General features: G+C 64.1%; 16 protein-coding genes and 2 tRNA genes. 6 read left to right on the plus strand and 12 right to left on the minus strand.

Annotated elements, in window-relative coordinates; all coding sequences use genetic code 11:
* The first annotated feature begins 140 nt into the window (after positions 1-140).
* The gene (locus tag ACVWYS_RS19310) at positions 141-1,136 is read left to right on the plus strand and encodes a hypothetical protein (protein ID WP_456507889.1); all 996 of its coding nucleotides are present in this window, start codon (positions 141-143) and stop codon (positions 1,134-1,136) included.
* 145 nt (positions 1,137-1,281) lie between these two features.
* Positions 1,282-2,154, plus strand: a complete 873-nt coding sequence (locus ACVWYS_RS19315) for a glycosyltransferase (RefSeq protein ID WP_116766340.1) — start codon at positions 1,282-1,284, stop codon at positions 2,152-2,154.
* A 46-nt stretch (positions 2,155-2,200) separates the two neighbouring features.
* On the opposite strand, the gene ACVWYS_RS19320 is transcribed toward ACVWYS_RS19315, so the two are convergent.
* Positions 2,201-3,145, minus strand: a complete 945-nt coding sequence (locus ACVWYS_RS19320; protein ID WP_456507890.1) for a DMT family transporter — start codon at positions 3,143-3,145, stop codon at positions 2,201-2,203.
* A gap of 131 nt (positions 3,146-3,276) precedes the next feature.
* Here ACVWYS_RS19320 and ACVWYS_RS19325 point away from each other — a divergent pair, with 131 nt between their 5' ends.
* Complete coding sequence (locus tag ACVWYS_RS19325) at positions 3,277-3,645, plus strand: cupin domain-containing protein (protein WP_091248561.1); 369 nt, start codon at positions 3,277-3,279, stop codon at positions 3,643-3,645.
* A gap of 75 nt (positions 3,646-3,720) precedes the next feature.
* On the opposite strand, the gene ACVWYS_RS19330 is transcribed toward ACVWYS_RS19325, so the two are convergent.
* From ACVWYS_RS19330 to dnaA, 11 genes are all read right to left on the minus strand, one after another.
* Positions 3,721-3,796: transfer RNA gene (locus ACVWYS_RS19330), tRNA-Ala, on the minus strand.
* A gap of 69 nt (positions 3,797-3,865) precedes the next feature.
* Positions 3,866-3,988, minus strand: coding sequence for a DLW-39 family protein (locus ACVWYS_RS19335; RefSeq protein ID WP_456507891.1), 123 nt, complete (start codon positions 3,986-3,988; stop codon positions 3,866-3,868).
* A 63-nt stretch (positions 3,989-4,051) separates the two neighbouring features.
* Positions 4,052-4,125: transfer RNA gene (locus tag ACVWYS_RS19340), tRNA-Ile, on the minus strand.
* Positions 4,126-4,222: 97 nt separating this feature from the next.
* Positions 4,223-4,855 carry a DUF3566 domain-containing protein gene (locus ACVWYS_RS19345; RefSeq protein ID WP_116766337.1) on the minus strand — a complete coding sequence of 211 codons (633 nt, stop codon included), beginning with the start codon at positions 4,853-4,855 and terminating at the stop codon, positions 4,223-4,225.
* Complete coding sequence (gene gyrA / locus ACVWYS_RS19350; protein WP_456507892.1) at positions 4,852-7,587, minus strand: DNA gyrase subunit A; 2,736 nt, start codon at positions 7,585-7,587, stop codon at positions 4,852-4,854. Before gyrA ends, ACVWYS_RS19345 begins: the two co-directional genes overlap by 4 nt.
* 59 nt (positions 7,588-7,646) lie before the next feature.
* Positions 7,647-9,704, minus strand: a complete 2,058-nt coding sequence (gene gyrB / locus ACVWYS_RS19355) for a DNA topoisomerase (ATP-hydrolyzing) subunit B (RefSeq protein ID WP_116766335.1) — start codon at positions 9,702-9,704, stop codon at positions 7,647-7,649.
* Between the two features lie 454 nt (positions 9,705-10,158).
* Positions 10,159-10,719 (minus strand): DUF721 domain-containing protein, encoded by a 561-nt coding sequence (locus tag ACVWYS_RS19360; RefSeq protein ID WP_116766334.1) that lies wholly within the window; start codon positions 10,717-10,719, stop codon positions 10,159-10,161.
* Entirely contained in the window at positions 10,716-11,939 is a 1,224-nt protein-coding gene (gene recF, locus ACVWYS_RS19365) for a DNA replication/repair protein RecF (RefSeq protein ID WP_456507893.1), read from the minus strand. The genes ACVWYS_RS19360 and recF overlap by 4 nt, the downstream gene beginning before the upstream one ends.
* Positions 11,940-11,966: 27 nt before the next feature.
* On the minus strand, positions 11,967-12,851 hold the full coding sequence (gene gnd / locus ACVWYS_RS19370; protein ID WP_116766332.1) for a phosphogluconate dehydrogenase (NAD(+)-dependent, decarboxylating): 885 nt from the start codon (positions 12,849-12,851) through the stop codon (positions 11,967-11,969).
* Positions 12,852-12,954: 103 nt separating this feature from the next.
* Positions 12,955-14,079 carry a DNA polymerase III subunit beta gene (gene dnaN / locus ACVWYS_RS19375; RefSeq protein ID WP_091248545.1) on the minus strand — a complete coding sequence of 375 codons (1,125 nt, stop codon included), beginning with the start codon at positions 14,077-14,079 and terminating at the stop codon, positions 12,955-12,957.
* A gap of 584 nt (positions 14,080-14,663) precedes the next feature.
* Positions 14,664-16,085: a chromosomal replication initiator protein DnaA gene (gene dnaA / locus ACVWYS_RS19380; RefSeq protein WP_018775671.1), complete on the minus strand. Its 1,422-nt coding sequence runs from the start codon at positions 16,083-16,085 to the stop codon at positions 14,664-14,666.
* Positions 16,086-16,548: 463 nt separating this feature from the next.
* Between dnaA and rpmH the strand changes: the two genes are divergently transcribed.
* The 3 genes from rpmH to yidD are packed head-to-tail and all read left to right on the plus strand — an operon-like array spanning position 16,549 to position 17,542.
* Positions 16,549-16,686 carry a 50S ribosomal protein L34 gene (gene rpmH, locus ACVWYS_RS19385; RefSeq protein ID WP_003800212.1) on the plus strand — a complete coding sequence of 46 codons (138 nt, stop codon included), beginning with the start codon at positions 16,549-16,551 and terminating at the stop codon, positions 16,684-16,686.
* Positions 16,687-16,727: 41 nt separating this feature from the next.
* Positions 16,728-17,168, plus strand: a complete 441-nt coding sequence (gene rnpA, locus ACVWYS_RS19390; RefSeq protein WP_116766331.1) for a ribonuclease P protein component — start codon at positions 16,728-16,730, stop codon at positions 17,166-17,168.
* Positions 17,132-17,542, plus strand: a complete 411-nt coding sequence (gene yidD / locus ACVWYS_RS19395; RefSeq protein WP_425547167.1) for a membrane protein insertion efficiency factor YidD — start codon at positions 17,132-17,134, stop codon at positions 17,540-17,542. Before rnpA ends, yidD begins: the two co-directional genes overlap by 37 nt.
* Positions 17,543-17,557: the final 15 nt, after the last annotated feature.

A 17,557-nucleotide genomic window follows, 5' to 3' on the forward strand; every position in this document is an offset into this window, starting at 1 on the left:
ATGACGGGTCCATGCGCATAGGGCCACGCAGTCAGTTCCGCGCTGGGTGAAATCCACTGGAAATCGGCCTGAAGAATAGCCGGTGCGTTCCTAGACACGTAGGCTAACAGCAGAACCGTCACATTAATCGGGAGGTAGTTGTGAAGAAATCGGATCGTATTGCCCGTGACCTTGAGCAGTCAGTCAGCACCGGAGTAGACAACGCCAAGGATTGGGCGGCACCGCGGGTTGAAGCGGCCGTGAATTGGGCTGTTCCCCGGTTGCAGCATGGACTGGACACCGCGTCCCCCAAGATTCAGGAAGGGCTCAAGTCGGCAGCCCACAATCTGGCCGGCAGCGTTGCCACCGTCACCCCCCGCCTTCAGGACAGCCTGGCCCACCTTGCGCCGAAGATCACCGAAGCCGCCGAGGGCGCGACTCCGCGCCTGCACGAAGCCGTGGACAAGGCGTCCCCCGTGATCGCCAGCGCACGCGACCGGGTGGTGGTCGAGTACCTGCCCAAGCTTTCCGACCAGCTCGGGTACGCTTCCGAGGCCGTCCACCGCACGCTGGAGAATGCTCCGGCCCATGTGGACGCCGTGGCGCAGAAGCTTGTTGACTCCGGCGTCGTCCGCAGCGTCCAGGAGCAGGCCAAGGTCACCAAAAAGCAGGCCAAGGCTGCCGGAAAGAACATCAAGGCCGCCGCCGCCGAGGCCGGTAAGACCGCCAGCGCGAAGCTCGCCAAGCCGCAGAAGCCCAAGCACAAGCACCGCGGGCTGCTGATCTTCGGCATCATCGCTGCCGCAGCTGCTGCCGGTGTTGCCGCCTGGAAGGCTTCCAAGCCGGTGGAGGACCCCTGGAAGGTGCCGACGCCGGTAACGCCGGCCCCTGTCGCGGCCAGCAGCGTCAACGAGACCCTCAAGGACGCCGCCGACAAGGCCGGCGCCGCCACTGTTGCGGCAGCCGACGCCGCGGCTGATGCCTCTGCGGAGGCAGCCGACGCGACAGCTGCAGCGGCCGACGATGCAACGGAGGCGGCCAAGGACGTTGCCGACGACACCACAACGGCTGCGACCAAAGTTGCCACCGATGCCAAGACCGCCGTCCGCAACATCGCGTCCAACCTGAACAACGGCTCGAACAAGCCGGGCCAGTAGCACCGGCCGAGCCGAGGCCATTGAGCCGAACCGAGGGAGGGATTCCGCCATGGGGCGGGATCCCTCCCTTTGTTTCGCCCGGTCCGGCGCCGGGCCGCGCCGCGGCCCGGCTTCAGCCTGCAGGCTAGATGCTAAATTTGTGGTGATGTCACCCCATAGATCACCCCAGGACGACCTGCTTACTGCTCCACCGCCGTCTGTGTCTATTGTGATCCCGGCGTACAACGAGGAAAGCGTCATCCGGCAGTGTCTGATTGCCGCGGTCTACCAGTCGGTGCCTGCCCACGAAATCATTGTGGTGGACAATCTGTCCAAAGACCGCACGGCGGACATCGTGCGCCAGATGCAGCTTGAGTATCCGGAGAGTCCCATCATCCTGCTCAGCCAGCACAGCGCACAGGGGCTCATTCCCACACGCAATTTCGGTCTGGACCACGCTACCGGCGACATCCTCGGCAGGATCGACGCCGACTCCGTGCTGGAGCCTGACTGGGTGGAGCAGGTCCAGAATGCCTTCACGGACGACTCGGTGCACGCCGCAACGGGTCCGGTGGTCTACTACGACATGCCGATGCGCCGCTTCGGGCTCAAGGCCGACGACAAAATGCGACAACTGATGCTCAAGCTTGCCAAGCACCAGTATCACTTCCTCTTCGGCTCCAACATGGCCCTCCGCCGTTCGGCCTGGGAAACCATCCGGGCCGACACCTGCCGGGACGAACGGGACGAAATGCACGAGGACATCGACCTCTCGCTGCACCTGGCGGACCACGATCTCCGGATCCAGTACTGGCCGCAGATGATCTCGGGCATGTCCGCCCGGAGGCTCGAGGATTCACCCCGCGACTACCGCTACTACGTGACGCGCTTTGACCGCACCTACAAGGCCCACAACGTCAAGAAGATGGCCCTGAAGGCGCCCATGGTGGTGTTCTTCTCGGTCTACTTCCCGGCAAAGCTGCTCCGCGCCATTCACACCGTCAACACCGCGCAGCCCGCCCGCCGCGGTGGCCAATAGGCGCGAGCAACAGGCGCTACCAAGAACCGCCAGCAATAGCCGCGGTCTAGTCCGTGCCGAGCTCCGCCAGCCGTTCAGTGCCTGGTCCCTCCCCGCCTGGTACCACCGCGCCGCCCCGGGCCAGCCGTGACCTGCGCTGCCCCAGAACGACGACGGCGAGCCCCACCAGGATCATCGCCAGTCCGGCATAGGTCCCGGCCGGCAGCGTCTCGCCAAGGAACGCGGCAGCCAAGAGCGCCGCACCCGGAATTTCCAGCAGGATGATCATTGATACGAGCAGCGGGCTCATCGTCGCCAGCAGGTGGTTGAACGCTGTGTGCCCCACGAGCTGGGCGCACACAGTGACGGCAAGGATCCCCAGCCAGCCAGCCGCCTCGAACCCTGCCAGCGGCTGTCCGGCCAACAACGCCATCCCCGCCACAATCGCGGCGCACATGCCATAGCAGAGCGTCGTATAGATGCCGGTTCCCATGGTCTGCCGGGCTTTGCCTCCGGCAAGCGTGTACATGCCCGCCAGGGCGCCGCCGGCCACCGCCAGGAGATCACCCAGGAGCGCCTGCGGAGAAGTGCCCATGTCGAAGCCGGTAATCGTCACGACGCCGGCGAACGCGATCCCCAGCCCCACGAGGACCGGCCACGGGTGCCGAACGCCCCGGAACATCTGGAAAACTGCGATCCAGCCCGATTGCAGGCACACCAGCGCCGTCGCCGCCGCAACCGATGTCAGCTGCAGCGAGGTGATGAAGCAGGCAAAATGCAGCGCCAGAGCCACCGCCGCGGCGAGCGACCAGCGGAACTCAGCTCCGGTCACTCTGCCGAACTGGCGCGGGTTGCGGACCAGCACGGGACCAGCCATGACGACGGCCCCAATCGCGTTGCGCCAGAAGGCGATGGCGAGGGCACTGACCGATGTGGCACCCAGCGTGGCCGCAATGAGCGGCCCCGACGAAGCCACACCAAGCACCCCGACGGCAGCAAGTAAAAAGTTCACGCTCCCACACTAGTGGGACCGACGGCGGCGGCCCTTCCGTCCGCTACTCCTTGACCCGTACATACCGCGGTGCCAGTCTTAAATCGCGGTCTCACAGTCCGGTCTCACCATTACCAAAGAAGGAGACCAACATGGCGTCAATGATCCGCAAGAGCCTGGACCAGCCGGAAGAAACACGCCCCGTTGCCGAAGGCATGGGTCAGGTGGACCTCGTCAACCTCGACGCCGGACCGGTGGCGCGAGCGACCTTCCTGCCGGGCTGGAAGTGGTCCCAGCACGTCAAGCCGATCGCCCAAACGGACAGCTGCATGGTTGCCCACAAGGGCTACACCGTCTCGGGCCGCCTGAAAGTCGTCATGGACGACGGCGAAGAAATCGAATTCGGTCCCGGCGACTTCGGGGTCATCCCGCCGGGTCACGACGCTTGGGTCCTCGGCGACGAACCCTATGTGTACATCGACTGGCAAGGGATGTCGGACTACGCCAAGCCGAAGGAGTGAGTCTGCAGGCAGGCGCCCTTGCCCGGATATGCAAAAAGTCCCGGACCGCGTTTCCGCGATCCGGGACTTTTCTCATGGTGGAGGCACGGGGACTCGAACCCCGAACCCCCTGCTTGCAAAGCAGGTGCGCTACCAATTGCGCCATGCCCCCATAAGAAGCAACCCGTCAATCATACCCTAGTTCCGGAGAGCTGATGCAGCTTCCATCCCTGGGTCCGGGCTAATCAACCGTATCGGTTGAGTTGCTCCAAACTACTTTCCGGGCTTCGGATTCCTGCACCTTCCGGTAGAGGAAGACGCCTGCGACCGTGGCTGCGATAACCAGCAACTTCTTCACACGCACCCCGTTCCGGTCCAGTCATCGACGAACCTTCACTAACCTCTATCAGAACCAGTACAGGTTCCGTGGGCGTACCAGGACTTGAACCTGGGACCTCTTCGTTATCAGCGAAGCGCTCTAACCGCCTGAGCTATACGCCCCGATGCCTCATCGGGCCGAGATATGACTGTACAGCACATCCCGGCCCGATCTCAAATCGAGGAACTTTTCCGCAGGATTCCGCGGAAAAATACGGGTTTAGTCGTCCGTGAGGGTCACACCGATGCCGCCCACGAGCGTCGCCGCGATGTTGTACAGCACCGCGGAAAGCATGGACAGGGCCGTCAGCAGCACCACGTTGATCACGGCGATAATGGTGGCGAACGACGCCACCTGCCCCAGGGATGCCACCTTCTTCAGTTCGAAGCCACCGCCTTCGGAGCCCGCGAGGGTCCCGAGCAGGCTGTCCACCTGGTCGAAGATCCCGGTCAGGTCCAGGACGGTCCAAAGCACGATTGCCGCCACGACAGTGACGATGCCCAAGGCTACGGAGAGCAGGAAGGCCATTTTCAGCACGGACCAGGGGTCCACCTTGCTGATCAGCAGTCTGGCCCGGCGTACCTTCGCCTTGGGGGCAGGCTTGATCAATCCGGCCGAGTTCTGCCCGCCGGACTGAGCGGGGCGCTGTCCCGGCACGGCGGGGCGCTGGCCGGGCACGGCGGGGCGCTGGCCGGGGGCCGGCGGCCGCTGGCCTGCAGCCGTGGCCGCGCCGGACACGCCGGGGCGCTGCTGCGGACGCGAGGGAGCGCCCACACGCGGTGCTGCGGCAGGTTGCCGCACTCCGCCCGGCACGCCGCTGCTCGGTTTGGGATATGAGTCGGAATTACTCACTCGTTACCTCCGGTGTTGTCTTCGTCCAGCTCGGCATTGCCTGATGACTCATCTGACTCCGGGGCCGGTACTGATTCTGCCGCTGCGGACCTCTCGTGCAATCCGCCATCTTCAGCCAACGTTACGTCATCCGGCGAGGAAGCCCGAGTTTGAGCGTCGCCGCCGGCCTCTTCGCCGGTATCTTCACCGTCGGTAGGCTCGTCGCCTTCCAGCCCGCGTTCGCTGTTGCGCGCAACGGCGATGATGCGGTCGTTTTTGTCCGGCTTGGCGAAGATCACACCCATCGTGTCCCGGCCCTTGGCCGGCACACCGCTGACCGAGGAGCGGACCACCTTCCCGCCCTCCATGACCACCAGGACCTCGTCCTCTTCCTGGACGATGAGGGCGCCCACCAAGTGACCGCGCTCCTCCTGGTATTTGCCGACCTTGATGCCGAGGCCGCCGCGGCCCTGAAGCCGGTATTCCTCTACCGCGGTCCGCTTGGCGAAGCCGCCTTCGGTCACGATGAACACGAACGAGCCGTCCTTCACGACGTCGGCTGCGAGCAGTTCGTCGTCCTCACGGAACTTCATGCCGGTAACGCCGGAGGTGGCGCGGCCCATCGGGCGCAGCGCCTCGTCCGTCGCGGTGAAGCGGATGGACTGGCCCTTGCGGGAGACGAGCATGAGGTCATCGGTTTCGGACACCAGTTGGGCCGAGACAAGCTCATCGCCGTCGCGCAGGTTGATGGCGATCACGCCGGCGGACCGGTTGGTGTCGTAGTCCTCCAGGCGGGTCTTCTTGACCAAGCCGCGCTTGGTGGCGAGCACCAGGTACGGGGCGTGCTGGTAGTCCTTCAGGTCCAGGACCTGGGCGATGTGCTCATCCGGCTGGAAGGCCAGCAGGTTGGCCACGTGCTGGCCCTTGGCATCGCGTCCGGCTTCGGCGAGCTCGTAGGCCTTGGCCCGGTAGACACGTCCCAGGTTGGTGAAGAAGAGCAGCCAGTGGTGCGTGGTGGTGACGAAGAAGTGCTCCACGACGTCATCCCCGCGCAGCTGGGCACCCTTGATGCCCTTGCCGCCGCGCTGCTGGGAGCGGTAGTTGTCGCTGCGGGTGCGCTTGACGTAGCCGCCGCGGGTAATGGTGACCACCATTTCCTCTTCGGGGATCAGGTCCTCCATGGACATGTCGCCATCGAAGCCCATGAGCACCTTGGTGCGGCGGTCATCGCCGTGCTTGGCTACGATTTCGCCCAGTTCGGTGCTGATGATCTCGCGCTGGCGCTCCTCAGAGGCCAGGATCGAGTTGTACTCGGCAATGAGGGCCTCGAGTTCGGCATGGCGGTCCTGGATCTTCTGGCGTTCCAGGGCCGCAAGCCGGCGCAGCTGCATGTCCAGGATGGCCCGGGCCTGCAGCTCATCGATGTCCAGCAGTTCCATGAGCCCGTCGCGGGCGGCCTCGGTGGTGTTGGACGCGCGGATCAGGGCAATGACCTCATCGAGCGCATCCAGCGCCTTGAGCAGGGCGCGCAGGATGTGCGCCTCTTCCTCGGCCTTGCGCAGGCGGTACCGGGTGCGGCGGGCGATGACGTCCATCTGGTGGGTAACCCAGTGGCGGATGAACGCATCAAGGCTGAGCGTGCGCGGCACGCCGTCAACGATCGCGAGCATGTTGGCCGCGAAGTTGTCCTGGAGCTGGGTGTGCTTGTAGAGGTTGTTGAGCACCACCTTGGCCACGGCGTCGCGCTTGAGCACGATCACCAGGCGCTGGCCTGTGCGGCCGGAGGTCTCATCGCGGAGGTCGGCGATGCCGGAGATCTTGCCGTCCCTGACCAGCTCGGCGATCTTGATGGCCAGGTTGTCCGGGTTGGCCTGATACGGCAGTTCGGTGACCACCAGGCACGTGCGGCCCTGGAGCTCCTCGACGTTGACCACGGCGCGCATGGTGATGGAGCCGCGGCCCGTGCGGTAGGCGTCCTCAATGCCCTTGTGCCCGAGGATCGTGGCACCGGTCGGGAAATCCGGTCCCTTGATGCGCAGGATCAACTCTTCGAGAAGCTCTTCGCGGCTGGCCGTCGGGTTCTGGAGGTACCACTGGACGCCGTCGGCGACCTCGCGGAGGTTGTGCGGCGGGATATTGGTGGCCATGCCGACGGCGATGCCCGACGAGCCGTTGACCAGCAGGTTCGGGAACCGGGCCGGAAGAATGGTCGGTTCCTGGTTCTTGCCGTCGTAGTTGTCCTGGAAGTCGACGGTTTCCTCGTCGATGTCCCGGACCATCTCCATGGCGAGCGGGGCCATCTTGGTTTCCGTGTACCGCGGGGCCGCGGCCCCGTCGTTGCCGGGCGAACCGAAGTTCCCCTGGCCCAGCGCCAGCGGGTAGCGCATGGTCCAGTCCTGGATCAGGCGCACCAGGGCGTCGTAGATCGCGGTGTCGCCGTGCGGGTGGTACTGGCCCATGACCTCGCCCACCACACGGGCGCATTTGTTGAACGAGCGCTCCGGGCGGTAGCCGCCGTCGAACATCGCGTACAGCACGCGGCGGTGGACCGGTTTGAGGCCGTCGCGGACATCGGGCAGGGCCCGGCCCACGATGACGGCCATGGCGTAGTCGAGGTAGGAGCGCTGCATTTCGGTTTGCAGGTCCACCTGCTCGACGCGGTCGGTCAGCACGTCGCCGTCGAGGATGGCGCCTTCAAGGACGGGCTCGGAGCCGGTCGAACCGACCGGCACCTCGGGTGTTTCGTCACTCATAGTCTATATTTTCCGTTTCGGGTATATATCAGCTCTGGAATATTAGGGGGTTTTCGCCGCTAGATATCCAGGAACCGAACGTCCTTGGCGTTCTGCTGAATGAAGTTCCGGCGCGATTCCACGTCCTCGCCCATCAGGACGGAGAAGATCTGGTCCGCTGCCAGGGCGTCGTCCATCGTCACCTGCAAGAGGGTCCGGTGGTCCGGGTCCATGGTGGTGTCCCACAGCTCCGTGTAGTCCATTTCGCCGAGGCCCTTGTAGCGCTGGATGCCGTTGTCCTTGGGGATCCGGCGGCCGGCGGCCTGCCCGGAGAGCAGTTTCGCGTCCCGTTCACGGTCGCTGTAGACGTAATCGTGCGGTGCGTTGGACCACTTGATCCGGTACAGCGGCGGCTGGGCGAGGTAGACGAAGCCGTTTTCGATCAGCGGGCGCATGTAGCGGAACAGCAGGGTCATCAGCAGCGTCGTGATGTGCTGGCCGTCGACGTCGGCATCGGCCATGAGCACGATCTTGTGGTACCGCAGCTTGGCAAGGTCGAAGTCCTCGCCAATGCCGGTGCCGAAGGCCGTGATCATGGACTGGACCTCGGCATTGCCGAGTGCCTTGTCCAGGCGGGCCCGTTCCACGTTCAGGATCTTGCCGCGGAGCGGCAGGATGGCTTGGGTCTCCGGGTTGCGGCCGCGTTTGGCCGAACCACCGGCCGAGTCACCCTCCACGATGTAGACCTCGCACTTCTCCGGGTTCTTGGAGGAGCAGTCGGAGAGCTTGCCGGGCATGCCGAAGGATTCCAGCGGGCTCTTGCGGCGGGCGTTGTCGCGGGCCTTCCGGGCCGCCATGCGCGCCTGGGCGGCCGAGATCGCTTTGCGGATGACGTCCCGGGCGGGGCCGGGGTTGCGCTCGAGCCAGTCGCCCAGCCCGTCGGTGACAACCCGCTGGACAAAGCCCTTGACCTCGGAGTTGCCGAGCTTGGTCTTGGTCTGGCCTTCGAACTGCGGCTCGGAGAGCTTCACGGAAATGACGGCCGTCAGGCCTTCGCGGATGTCGTCACCGGTGAGGTTGTCATCCTTTTCCTTGATGATGTTCTTCTCGCGCGCGTAGCGGTTGATGAGCGACGTCATCGCGGCACGGAAGCCTTCTTCGTGGGTGCCGCCCTCATGCGTGTTGATGGTGTTGGCGTAGGTGTGGACGCTCTCGGAGTACGCGTTGGTCCACTGCATCGCCATTTCCAGGGCGATGTGCCGTTCCGTGTCCTCGGTCTCGAAGGCGATGACGTCCTCATGGACCACATCGACCTTCTTACCGGAGTTCAGGTGCTTGACGTAGTCCAGCAGGCCGTCGTCGTACTGGTAGACGACGGTGTGGAACTCCGCGGGGACTTCGCCCTCGACGGCAACGGCGTCCAGATCGAGGTCCGCGTCATCGGACGGCTCCTCCGGGGCGCGGCGTTCGTCAGTCAGGGTGATCCGTAGCCCCTTGTTCAGGAACGCCATCTGCTGGAAACGTGCGCGGAGCGTCTCGAAGTCGAATTCCGTGGTCTCGAAGATGCCGGCGTCCGGGTAGAACGTCTGGGTGGTTCCGGTCTCGGAGGTTTCCTCGCCCTGAACCAGGCCGCCCTGCGGCTTGCCGCCGTCGGCGAAGGACATCCGCCAGACGTGCCCCTGGCGTCGGACTTCGGTGTTGACCCTGCTGGAGAGCGCGTTGACCACCGAGATGCCGACGCCATGCAGGCCGCCGGAGACCGCGTAGCCGCCCCCGCCGAACTTGCCGCCGGCGTGCAGGATGGTCATGACGACTTCCACAGTGGGCTTGTGTTCGGTCGGGTGCATATCGACCGGGATGCCACGGCCGTTGTCCACCACTTTGACGCCGCCGTCGGCCTGCAGCACGATTTCGATGTGGGTGCAGTAGCCGGCCAATGCCTCATCAACTGAGTTGTCGACGACTTCGTAGACCAGGTGGTGCAGGCCGCGGGGACCGGTGGAACCGATGTACATGCCCGGACGCTTCCGGACTGCCTCCAGGCCTTCAAGCACCGTGATGTCGCTGGCGCCGTATTCGTGCGAAGTCGCGGTCCCGGACGACCCCGCTACCGCCGCCTCTTTCACTACGTCTTCCACTACATCTTCCGCTGACCGGATGTCTGCATTGTCGTTAGCCACAGGCGCTTTCGACTCCTCTATGTTCGTTGAAGGCCGGCCCTTGCCTCTAGCGTGGAAAGGGCTCCTGCCAACAGGCACGTCACTGACGGCTCCGGGGTTACGCCGACTTGGGAATCCGTCCGCCGCACGCTGAAATTGCGTCGGAAACGGACTCAGTCAACGTTTCACCGGCGCCCAGTTATCTTCAACGATTCTATCGTGTTATAGGGCGCAAACCCGCATTCCAGGGCGCCAAACGGGCGGGAAAGTGCCGCTGAGAGGCCGCTGGCTCCCCCTGCAAGGCTTTCGGGGTCCAGCCCTAGGGTGCCTATACGACTCGGGGGCGTTCGAGCGCCCTACACGCCGTTCGGGGATTTTTCAAGGGTTTTTGCAAGAAGTGCTTCAGATCCGGCGCGCGCCGTGCCTTCCGGGGCTATCCGTACGTGTCACGGGGTCCTCGGCCGTTGACGGTCCGGAGGCCCTTGCGCCAGCTTGGTGCGGCCGGTCCAAGCACTTGAATGCTGGTCACGACGCCGTCGCCGAGCTCGGTGCGGAATTTTTCCAGCAGGCTGCTGCTCAGCAGCCGCAGCTGGGTTGCCCACGCCGTTGAATCGGTCCGCACATGCAAGGTGGTGTCCGTGAAACTCTCGGGAGTGCAGTGGGCGGAGATTTCCGGCCCCACCAGGACGGCCCACTGTGCCATGACGGATCCGACGGCCACCGGCGAGGTCCAGCCGCGTTCGGCCACAAGGCGTCCCACGACCTTGCCCAGGCCCAGCGGATCCCGGCCGGTGCCGTGGAATTGGGTGAACCCGCGGGTTCCGCGCGCGCTGCGGGCAGGTTTTTGGGTTCCGGTGCCGGAGCGCGGGACCGCACGCCGGATCTCGCCGCGGGCTGCGGCGGCGTCGCGCATCCTGTTCAGGGCTGCCTGGGCCGCATCGATGTCGTCGGGGTCGCGGCCCGGCTGCAGGCCGCCGTCGGTATCCTTATTCATCGATTGTCCTGCTCATCGATTCCTCCCGGGATGACCTTCACCCGCCGTCCGGTCAGTTCCGCCGGGATATCGTCCTCGACGGCGGCAGTGACCAGCACTTGCTCGGCGCCGGATACTATTGCGGCCAGTTTACGCCGCCGCTGGACGTCAAGCTCGGCAAAAACGTCGTCCAGGATCAGGATCGGAGGCGATCCGCCGGTGCGGGCGTCGTCAAGCATGACGTAGTACGAGGCCAGGCGCAGCGACAGGCACATGGACCAGGTTTCACCATGCGAGGCGTAGCCCTTGGCCGGGGCCGATCCCAGCACGAGCTCCAGCTCATCGCGGTGCGGTCCCACCAAAGAGATACCTCGTTCCAGTTCCCTGCGGCGGGACGCGGCAAAGGCCTGGATGTAGCGGTCGGTGAGCTGCCCGACGTCGAGCAGGCGCAGGTCTTCCGCGGGCGCGGCGGCCCCGGCCTCGACACCGTTTCCGGAGTCTCCCGCGGGCCGCGATGCGGCGCCGTCGTCGTCCAGGATGTCCTGGAGCGTGGACCGGTACACCGCGGACGCTTCCTTTGAGCCGTCGGTGAGCTGCGCGTAGGCGTTATTCAGGTGCGGCTGCAGGCGGTCGACAAGCTCAAGGCGGGCATGCAGGAGTTCGGCCCCGGCCCGCGCCATGTGCTGGTCCCAGACATCCAGTGTTGCCTCATGCCCGGCCGTGAATTTTCCGGCCCGTGCAGATTTGAGCAGGGCGTTGCGCTGCTTCAGGACCCGGTCGTAGTCACTTCTGGTGGCGGCGTGCCGCGGCATGAGGCTGACCAGGAGTTCGTCCAGAAACCGGCGGCGGTTCGACGGATCGCCCTTGACCAGCGCCAGGTCTTCCGGCGCGAAGAGCACCGTCTGGCAGATGCCGAGAAGATCCCGGGCGCGGACCGGATTGCTGCGGTTGATCCGTCCGCGGTTGGCCCGGGAGGCGTTGATTTCCAGTTCCAGGAAGGTGGCCTGCTCGCCGCGGACCAGCTTGGCCCTGATCATCGCCCGCTCGGTGCCGAACCGCAGCAGCGGCGCATCCGTGCTGACCCGGTGCGAGTTGAGCGTGGCCAGATACCCGATGGCTTCCATCAGGTTGGTCTTGCCGATGCCGTTGGATCCCACCAGGACGGTGACTCCGGGCTCCAGGCTGAGATCAACCTGGGCGTAGCTGCGAAAATCTGTGAGCGAGAGCTTTTCTAGGTACACGCGGGATTCAGGACCTCACGGGCAGGATTACTTGGCCGGCCGGGTCGCGTGGCCGCCGAACTGGTGGCGCAGCGCGGACACCATTTTCATGGCCGGCGAGTTGTCCTCGCGGGAGGAGAACCTGGCGAACAGCGCAGCCGTGATGGCCGGTGCAGGCACGGCGTTGGCGATCGCTTCCTCGACAGTCCAGCGGCCTTCGCCCGAATCCTCGACGTAGTCGGAGATCGATTCCAGTCCTGGGTCCTCGTCGAGGGCCTTGACCATGAGGTCCAGGAGCCAGGAGCGGACAACCGTGCCCTTCTGCCAGGCCCGGAAGGTCCCGGGAAGATCGGCGACGATGTCCTTCGCGGCCAGGAGTTCGTACCCTTCCGCGTAGGCCTGCATCAGGCCGTATTCGATCCCGTTGTGGACCATCTTGGCGTAGTGGCCGGCGCCGATGCCGCCCACGTGGACGAAGCTGTCGGCGCGTTCGCCGGCAGGACGGAGGGCATCGAAGACGGGGAGGGCGCGCTCGATGTCCGCAGCATCGCCGCCCGCCATGAGGCCGTAGCCGTTCTGGAGGCCCCATACTCCGCCCGAGACGCCACAATCCGCAAAGCTGATGCCCTTTTCGGCCAGCGCGGCACCGTGTTTCTGGTCTTCAGTGAACCGCGAGTTGCCGCCGTCAATGACGAGGTCGCCGGCGTCGAGCTTGTTGCCCAGTTCGGTGATCACGGCGTCGGTGATGTCGCCCGAGGGGACCATGACCCAGATGAGGCGCGGAGCCGGAACGGCGGCGATGAGCTCGTCCACGGTGGCGACGTCGGTAATGTCCGGGTTCCGGTCAAGACCGGTGACCTCGATGCCGCCGTTGCGCAGGCGTTCGCGCATGTTGAAGCCCATTTTTCCAAGGCCGATTAGTCCGATGTGCACGGGATGAACTCTTTTCTGCGCTGGGGGTGCTTCGTTGGTGACGTCACCGAGCTGACTGGCAGTTGTGGCCGTTTTGAGGGGTCAAAACGGCCAGATCTGTTAGTTAGTTGGGGAGCCTGACGGGCATGACGAGGTAGCGGTAATCGCCCTGGTCTTCACCCTCGGCGTCCTGCTGGGCCGTGATCATGGCCGGTTTGGGCGCGGTGGTGAAGGAGAAGCGCACGAATTTGGTTTCGATGACGCTCAGGCCTTCGATCAGGTAGTGCGGGTTGAAGGCCACCGTGATGTCCTCACCGGTCAGCTGGGCTTCGAGTTCCTCCGAGGCCTGCGCGTCTTCGCCGGTGCCGGCATCCAGATGCAGCTGGCCCTGGGTGAAGGCGAGGCGGACAGGGGTGTTCCGTTCGGCGACCAGCGAGACGCGGCGCACGGCCTCGACCAGTTCCTGGGTCTGCACGGTGGCGTGGATGGGCGTGGATTCCGGGAAGAGCGAACGGATCTTGGGGTAGTCACCATCCACCAGGAGCGAGGTGGTGGTCCTGCCGCCGCTCTCGAAACCGATCAGCCGGCTGTCGTCGTCGGCAAGGGCGATGTTGATGTCGCCGCTGCTGCCCAGCGTTTTTGCCACTTCGTTCAGTGTCTTGGCCTTGACCAGGGCGCTCGTGGAGATGCCGGGAGTCACGGGCTTCCACGGGACTTCCCGCATGGCCAGGCGGTAGCGGTCGGTGGCCAGGAGGGTGATGAGATCGTCCTCGATCTCCATCCGCACACCGGTCAGGATCGGCAGGGTGTCGTCTTTGCTTGCCGCGATGATCACCTGGGATACCGCCTGGGCAAACGAATCGCCCGGAACGGTGCCGCTGATGGTGGGCAGGGCCGGAAGGGGCGGGTATTCGGCCTCGGGCATCGTGGCCAAGTGGAAGCTGCTTCGGCGGCACGTCAGTGTCACCTTGTTGCCGTCGGTTTCGACTTCGACGGGGGCGGAGGGCAGGCTGCGGCAGATGTCCGCGAGCAGGCGTCCGGATACCAGGATGGTGCCTTCGGTGCTGATGTCAGCAGGGATTTCGAGCCTGGCAGAGGTCTCGTAATCGAAGCTCGAGAGGCTGACGGTACCGGCTTCAGCCTTCAGGAGCAGGCCTGAAAGTACGGGAACGGGCGGCCGCGGAGACAACGACCGGGCGGTCCATGTCACGGCTTCTGCCAGGACGTCCCGTTCGACTCTGAACTTCACGGAAGGGTGCCGCCTTTCATTGCTGCTGTCAGTGCTGAAAATCGCTAAAACATCTCAAGCTGCCGCGGACCCCGGCAGGACTGCCGAACTCCGTCAACAAGGGAAGCGTCCGCCCTCCCCGGCTCCATGGCCCGGTGGGAACCACAAAAGATGTCCGGGACGGACGCACTGCAGACAGCTTAGCCCCAAGGTGAGCGTTTCTCCCATCCCCGGCTTACACGAGTGTGGTTCGCGGGGCCGGTGTCCGGCGCCGGTCCGGAACGGGCCTGGGCGCTGCGGGGAGGCGGAAGGAGATTGTTGTTTGAGGGAATTTCATTTTCTTGGGATTAGTAGTGTTAATAACTGCTGTGGAAACTGTGGATAACTCGATCCTGCCGTGCGAATCCGCGGTTAAGCCCTGTTCATGGGCTGTGGGTGGAGCAGGTTTTAAACAGGGTGTGGATGGGGACAAGATTTTTGGCCGGATCGCCGATCCACAGGCGCCTTAAGGGTTTTAAGCCCATTAACCGCGGTTGTCCCCTTAAGTATCCACAGGGTTGTCCACAGGGCCCTGTTAATAAGGTAAGAGTGCGCCGGCCGTCGGCTCAGGAATTGCGCTGCTGCTGCTTGATCCGGTTGGTCAGCTCGGTCACCTGGTTGTAGATGACCCGGCGCTCGGCCATCAGTTCGCGGATCTTTCGGTCGGCGTGGATCACGGTGGTGTGGTCGCGGCCGCCGAGCTCCTGGCCGATCTTGGGCAGGGACATGTCCGTGAGCTCCCGGCACAGGTACATTGCGATCTGCCGTGCGGTCACCAGCGTGCGGGTGCGCGACTTGCTGCAAAGCTCTTCCATGCTGAGCTTGAAGTAGTCGGCTGTCTGGGTGAGGATCTGGGCCGAAGTGATTTCCTGCGCACCGTCGTCGGTGATGAGGTCCTTGAGCACCATCTCGGCCAGGGCCACATCCACCGGCTGCCGGTTCAGGCTGGCGAAGGCCGTCACGCGGATGAGGGCGCCTTCAAGTTCGCGGATGTTGCTGGAAATCTTCGACGCGATGTATTCGAGGGCGTCATCCGGGGCGGAGAGGCCTTCGCTGAGGGCCTTCTTCCGAAGGATCGCGATGCGGGTTTCGAGTTCCGGGGGCTGGATATCGGTCAGCAGGCCCCACTCGAAGCGTGACTTCATGCGGTCTTCGAATCCGGCGAGCAGCTTTGGCGGCTGGTCGGAGGTGATGACCACCTGCTTGTTGTTGTTGTGCAGGGCGTTGAACGTGTGGAAGAACTCCTCCAGCGTCCGATCCTTGCCGGCGAGGAACTGGATGTCGTCGATCAGCAGCACATCCACGTTGCGGTACGTGGTCTTGAAGCTGGTGCCTTCATCGTCACGGATGGAGTTGATGAAGTCGTTGGTGAATTCCTCGGAGTTGACGTACCGGACCCGGATTCCGCTGTAGAGCCGGCGTGCGTAGTGGCCGATCGCATGGAGCAGGTGGGTTTTGCCCAGTCCCGAGTCGCCGTAGATGAACAGCGGGTTGTAGGCCTTCGCCGGCGCCTCCGCCACAGCCACGGCAGCCGCATGGGCGAACCGGTTGGAGGATCCGATGACGAAGGTGTCAAAGACATACTTCGGGTTGAGCCGGCCGAATTCGTGTGAGGTGCTCGGCAGCATCGGCTGCGGCTTCAACTCCACAGTCGGATCGGCGGCGAGGGAAAGCTCGACGGCGGGTTCGGGTTCCGTGTGCAGCGGCACCAGATCCGTGTCGACGTCGATCGCGCAGCGGATTTCGTCGGAGAAGACGCTCCGGAGGGCGTCATCCAGGGCTTCCTTGACCTGGGTCTGCAGGACTTCGCGGGTGAGCTCGTTGGGGACAGCCACCAGAAGGGTGGAACCGATCAGGCCCTGCGCCTGGGCCAGGATGACGAAGCCGCGCTGCCGGGGAGAGACACGGTGGTCGTTCTCCAGAAGGCTGACAACCCGCCGCCAGGAACTTCCGACAGTGTTGGCTTGGTTGGCTTCGTCTACTGTCATCAATCAGTTCCTCAAACTTGCTGGCCTGCATTACGTGCATCCACGCGGTCCGGAGCTGTGCGCCGGCCCGGCTCAATCCACAGGGTTATGCACAGTCCGTGGATAAGGGGTTACTGAGACACTGTAGGGGATGAAAACGCTAGAAGATAGCTGGGTTCTGTCCTGTGGATAATTACACCGTTGTGGTTCTCAAACGGGGCGCGTGACGCACTTCATCCACAGGCTGCGACGGCAGTTAGCCACAGCTGGGGAAACGCAGCGAGCCGACCCTCGGTTTGACTCCGGAGGCTGGCAAGCCCTAACGTTGTGAAGTCCCATGTGTACGCTTTTCGCCTCATTTGATTCTTTCTCGACGCCCTGCGCCGTGCGAGTTACGAGGGAAGCGGCACATACAAAACTTAGCGTCGGCCAGTTCTTCCCCTTGATCGGGTGGGCGCACCTTTGATCCACTGGAGTAACTAACGTGAGCAAGCGGACTTTTCAGCCGAATAACCGCCGTCGAGCCAAGAAGCACGGCTTCCGCCTTCGTATGCGTACCCGTGCCGGCCGTGCCATCCTGGCAGCCCGTCGTGGCAAGGGCCGCACCGAACTGTCGGCCTAAATAACTGACTCGTCGGTCCACATCCCTGTGCGAGTTTAACGGTGCTAGCCACCAGGAACCGTCTGCGGACATCAACCGATTTTTCAACAACTGTACGTTCCGGTGTCCGCAATGGACGCCGGAACGTAGTGTTATATACGGCAGCTCTCGCTGCCGATGAACCAAGCCGGATCGGATTCATCGTTTCCAAGAGTGTCGGGAACGCTGTTGTCAGAAACCTCGTTAAGAGGAGACTGAGAGAAGCCGGCGCCTTGTCGTTGCAGAAATACGGCAGCGGGTTTGCCATCGTGGTCCGGGCGTTGCCCGCCGCGGCGGGGGCCAGCTGGGACCAGCTGCTCGCAGACTATGACGCCGCTTTGGAAACAACCATGAAGCGGCTGGGCAACCGCCTTCCCAAGGCTGCTTCATCAGGTTCTTACGAGACAACACAGGAAGGGACCCCCGCGTGCGTAACTCAACTGCCGCCGTCGTCCCCCGTCTGAGCGTTGTGACTCTCGGATCTGCACTGCGCTGGTTGGGCAAGGTGGTCTGGAACCTGCCCCGCAACATTCTCATCCTGCTGCTGATGGCCTACCGCAAGGTGGTCTCGCCGCTGTACGGCCAGGTGTGCCGCTTTTTTCCCAGCTGTTCGGCCTATGCCCTTGAGGCAATCACGGTACACGGTGCCGTGAAGGGAAGCTGGCTGGCTGCCCGGCGCCTGTTGCGCTGCCACCCATGGAATGCCGGCGGTGTGGACCATGTCCCCGCCGGGCACCGGGAGTGGCCGGCCGACCACACCCCCACAATTGTTGTGCTGAACAACCCGGACAAGTACTTGGCTGCTCAGCCTGATGGAGAAGGCCGCCCTGCGGCCTGACGAATAGGGAATCGT

The sequence above is a fragment of the Arthrobacter sp. TE12231 genome, from assembly GCF_054062895.1.

What these genes read in the sequence shown, in the direction of transcription:
- dnaA (WP_018775671.1), bottom strand. Translation starts at nt 16,085, where the DNA reads ATGACAGTAGACGAAGCCAACCAAGCCAACACTGTCGGAAGTTCCTGG.
- ACVWYS_RS19325 (WP_091248561.1), top strand. Translation starts at nt 3,277, where the DNA reads ATGGCGTCAATGATCCGCAAGAGCCTGGACCAGCCGGAAGAAACACGC.
- ACVWYS_RS19360 (WP_116766334.1), bottom strand. Translation starts at nt 10,719, where the DNA reads ATGAATAAGGATACCGACGGCGGCCTGCAGCCGGGCCGCGACCCCGAC.
- gyrA (WP_456507892.1), bottom strand. Translation starts at nt 7,587, where the DNA reads ATGAGTGACGAAACACCCGAGGTGCCGGTCGGTTCGACCGGCTCCGAG.
- ACVWYS_RS19315 (WP_116766340.1), top strand. Translation starts at nt 1,282, where the DNA reads ATGTCACCCCATAGATCACCCCAGGACGACCTGCTTACTGCTCCACCG.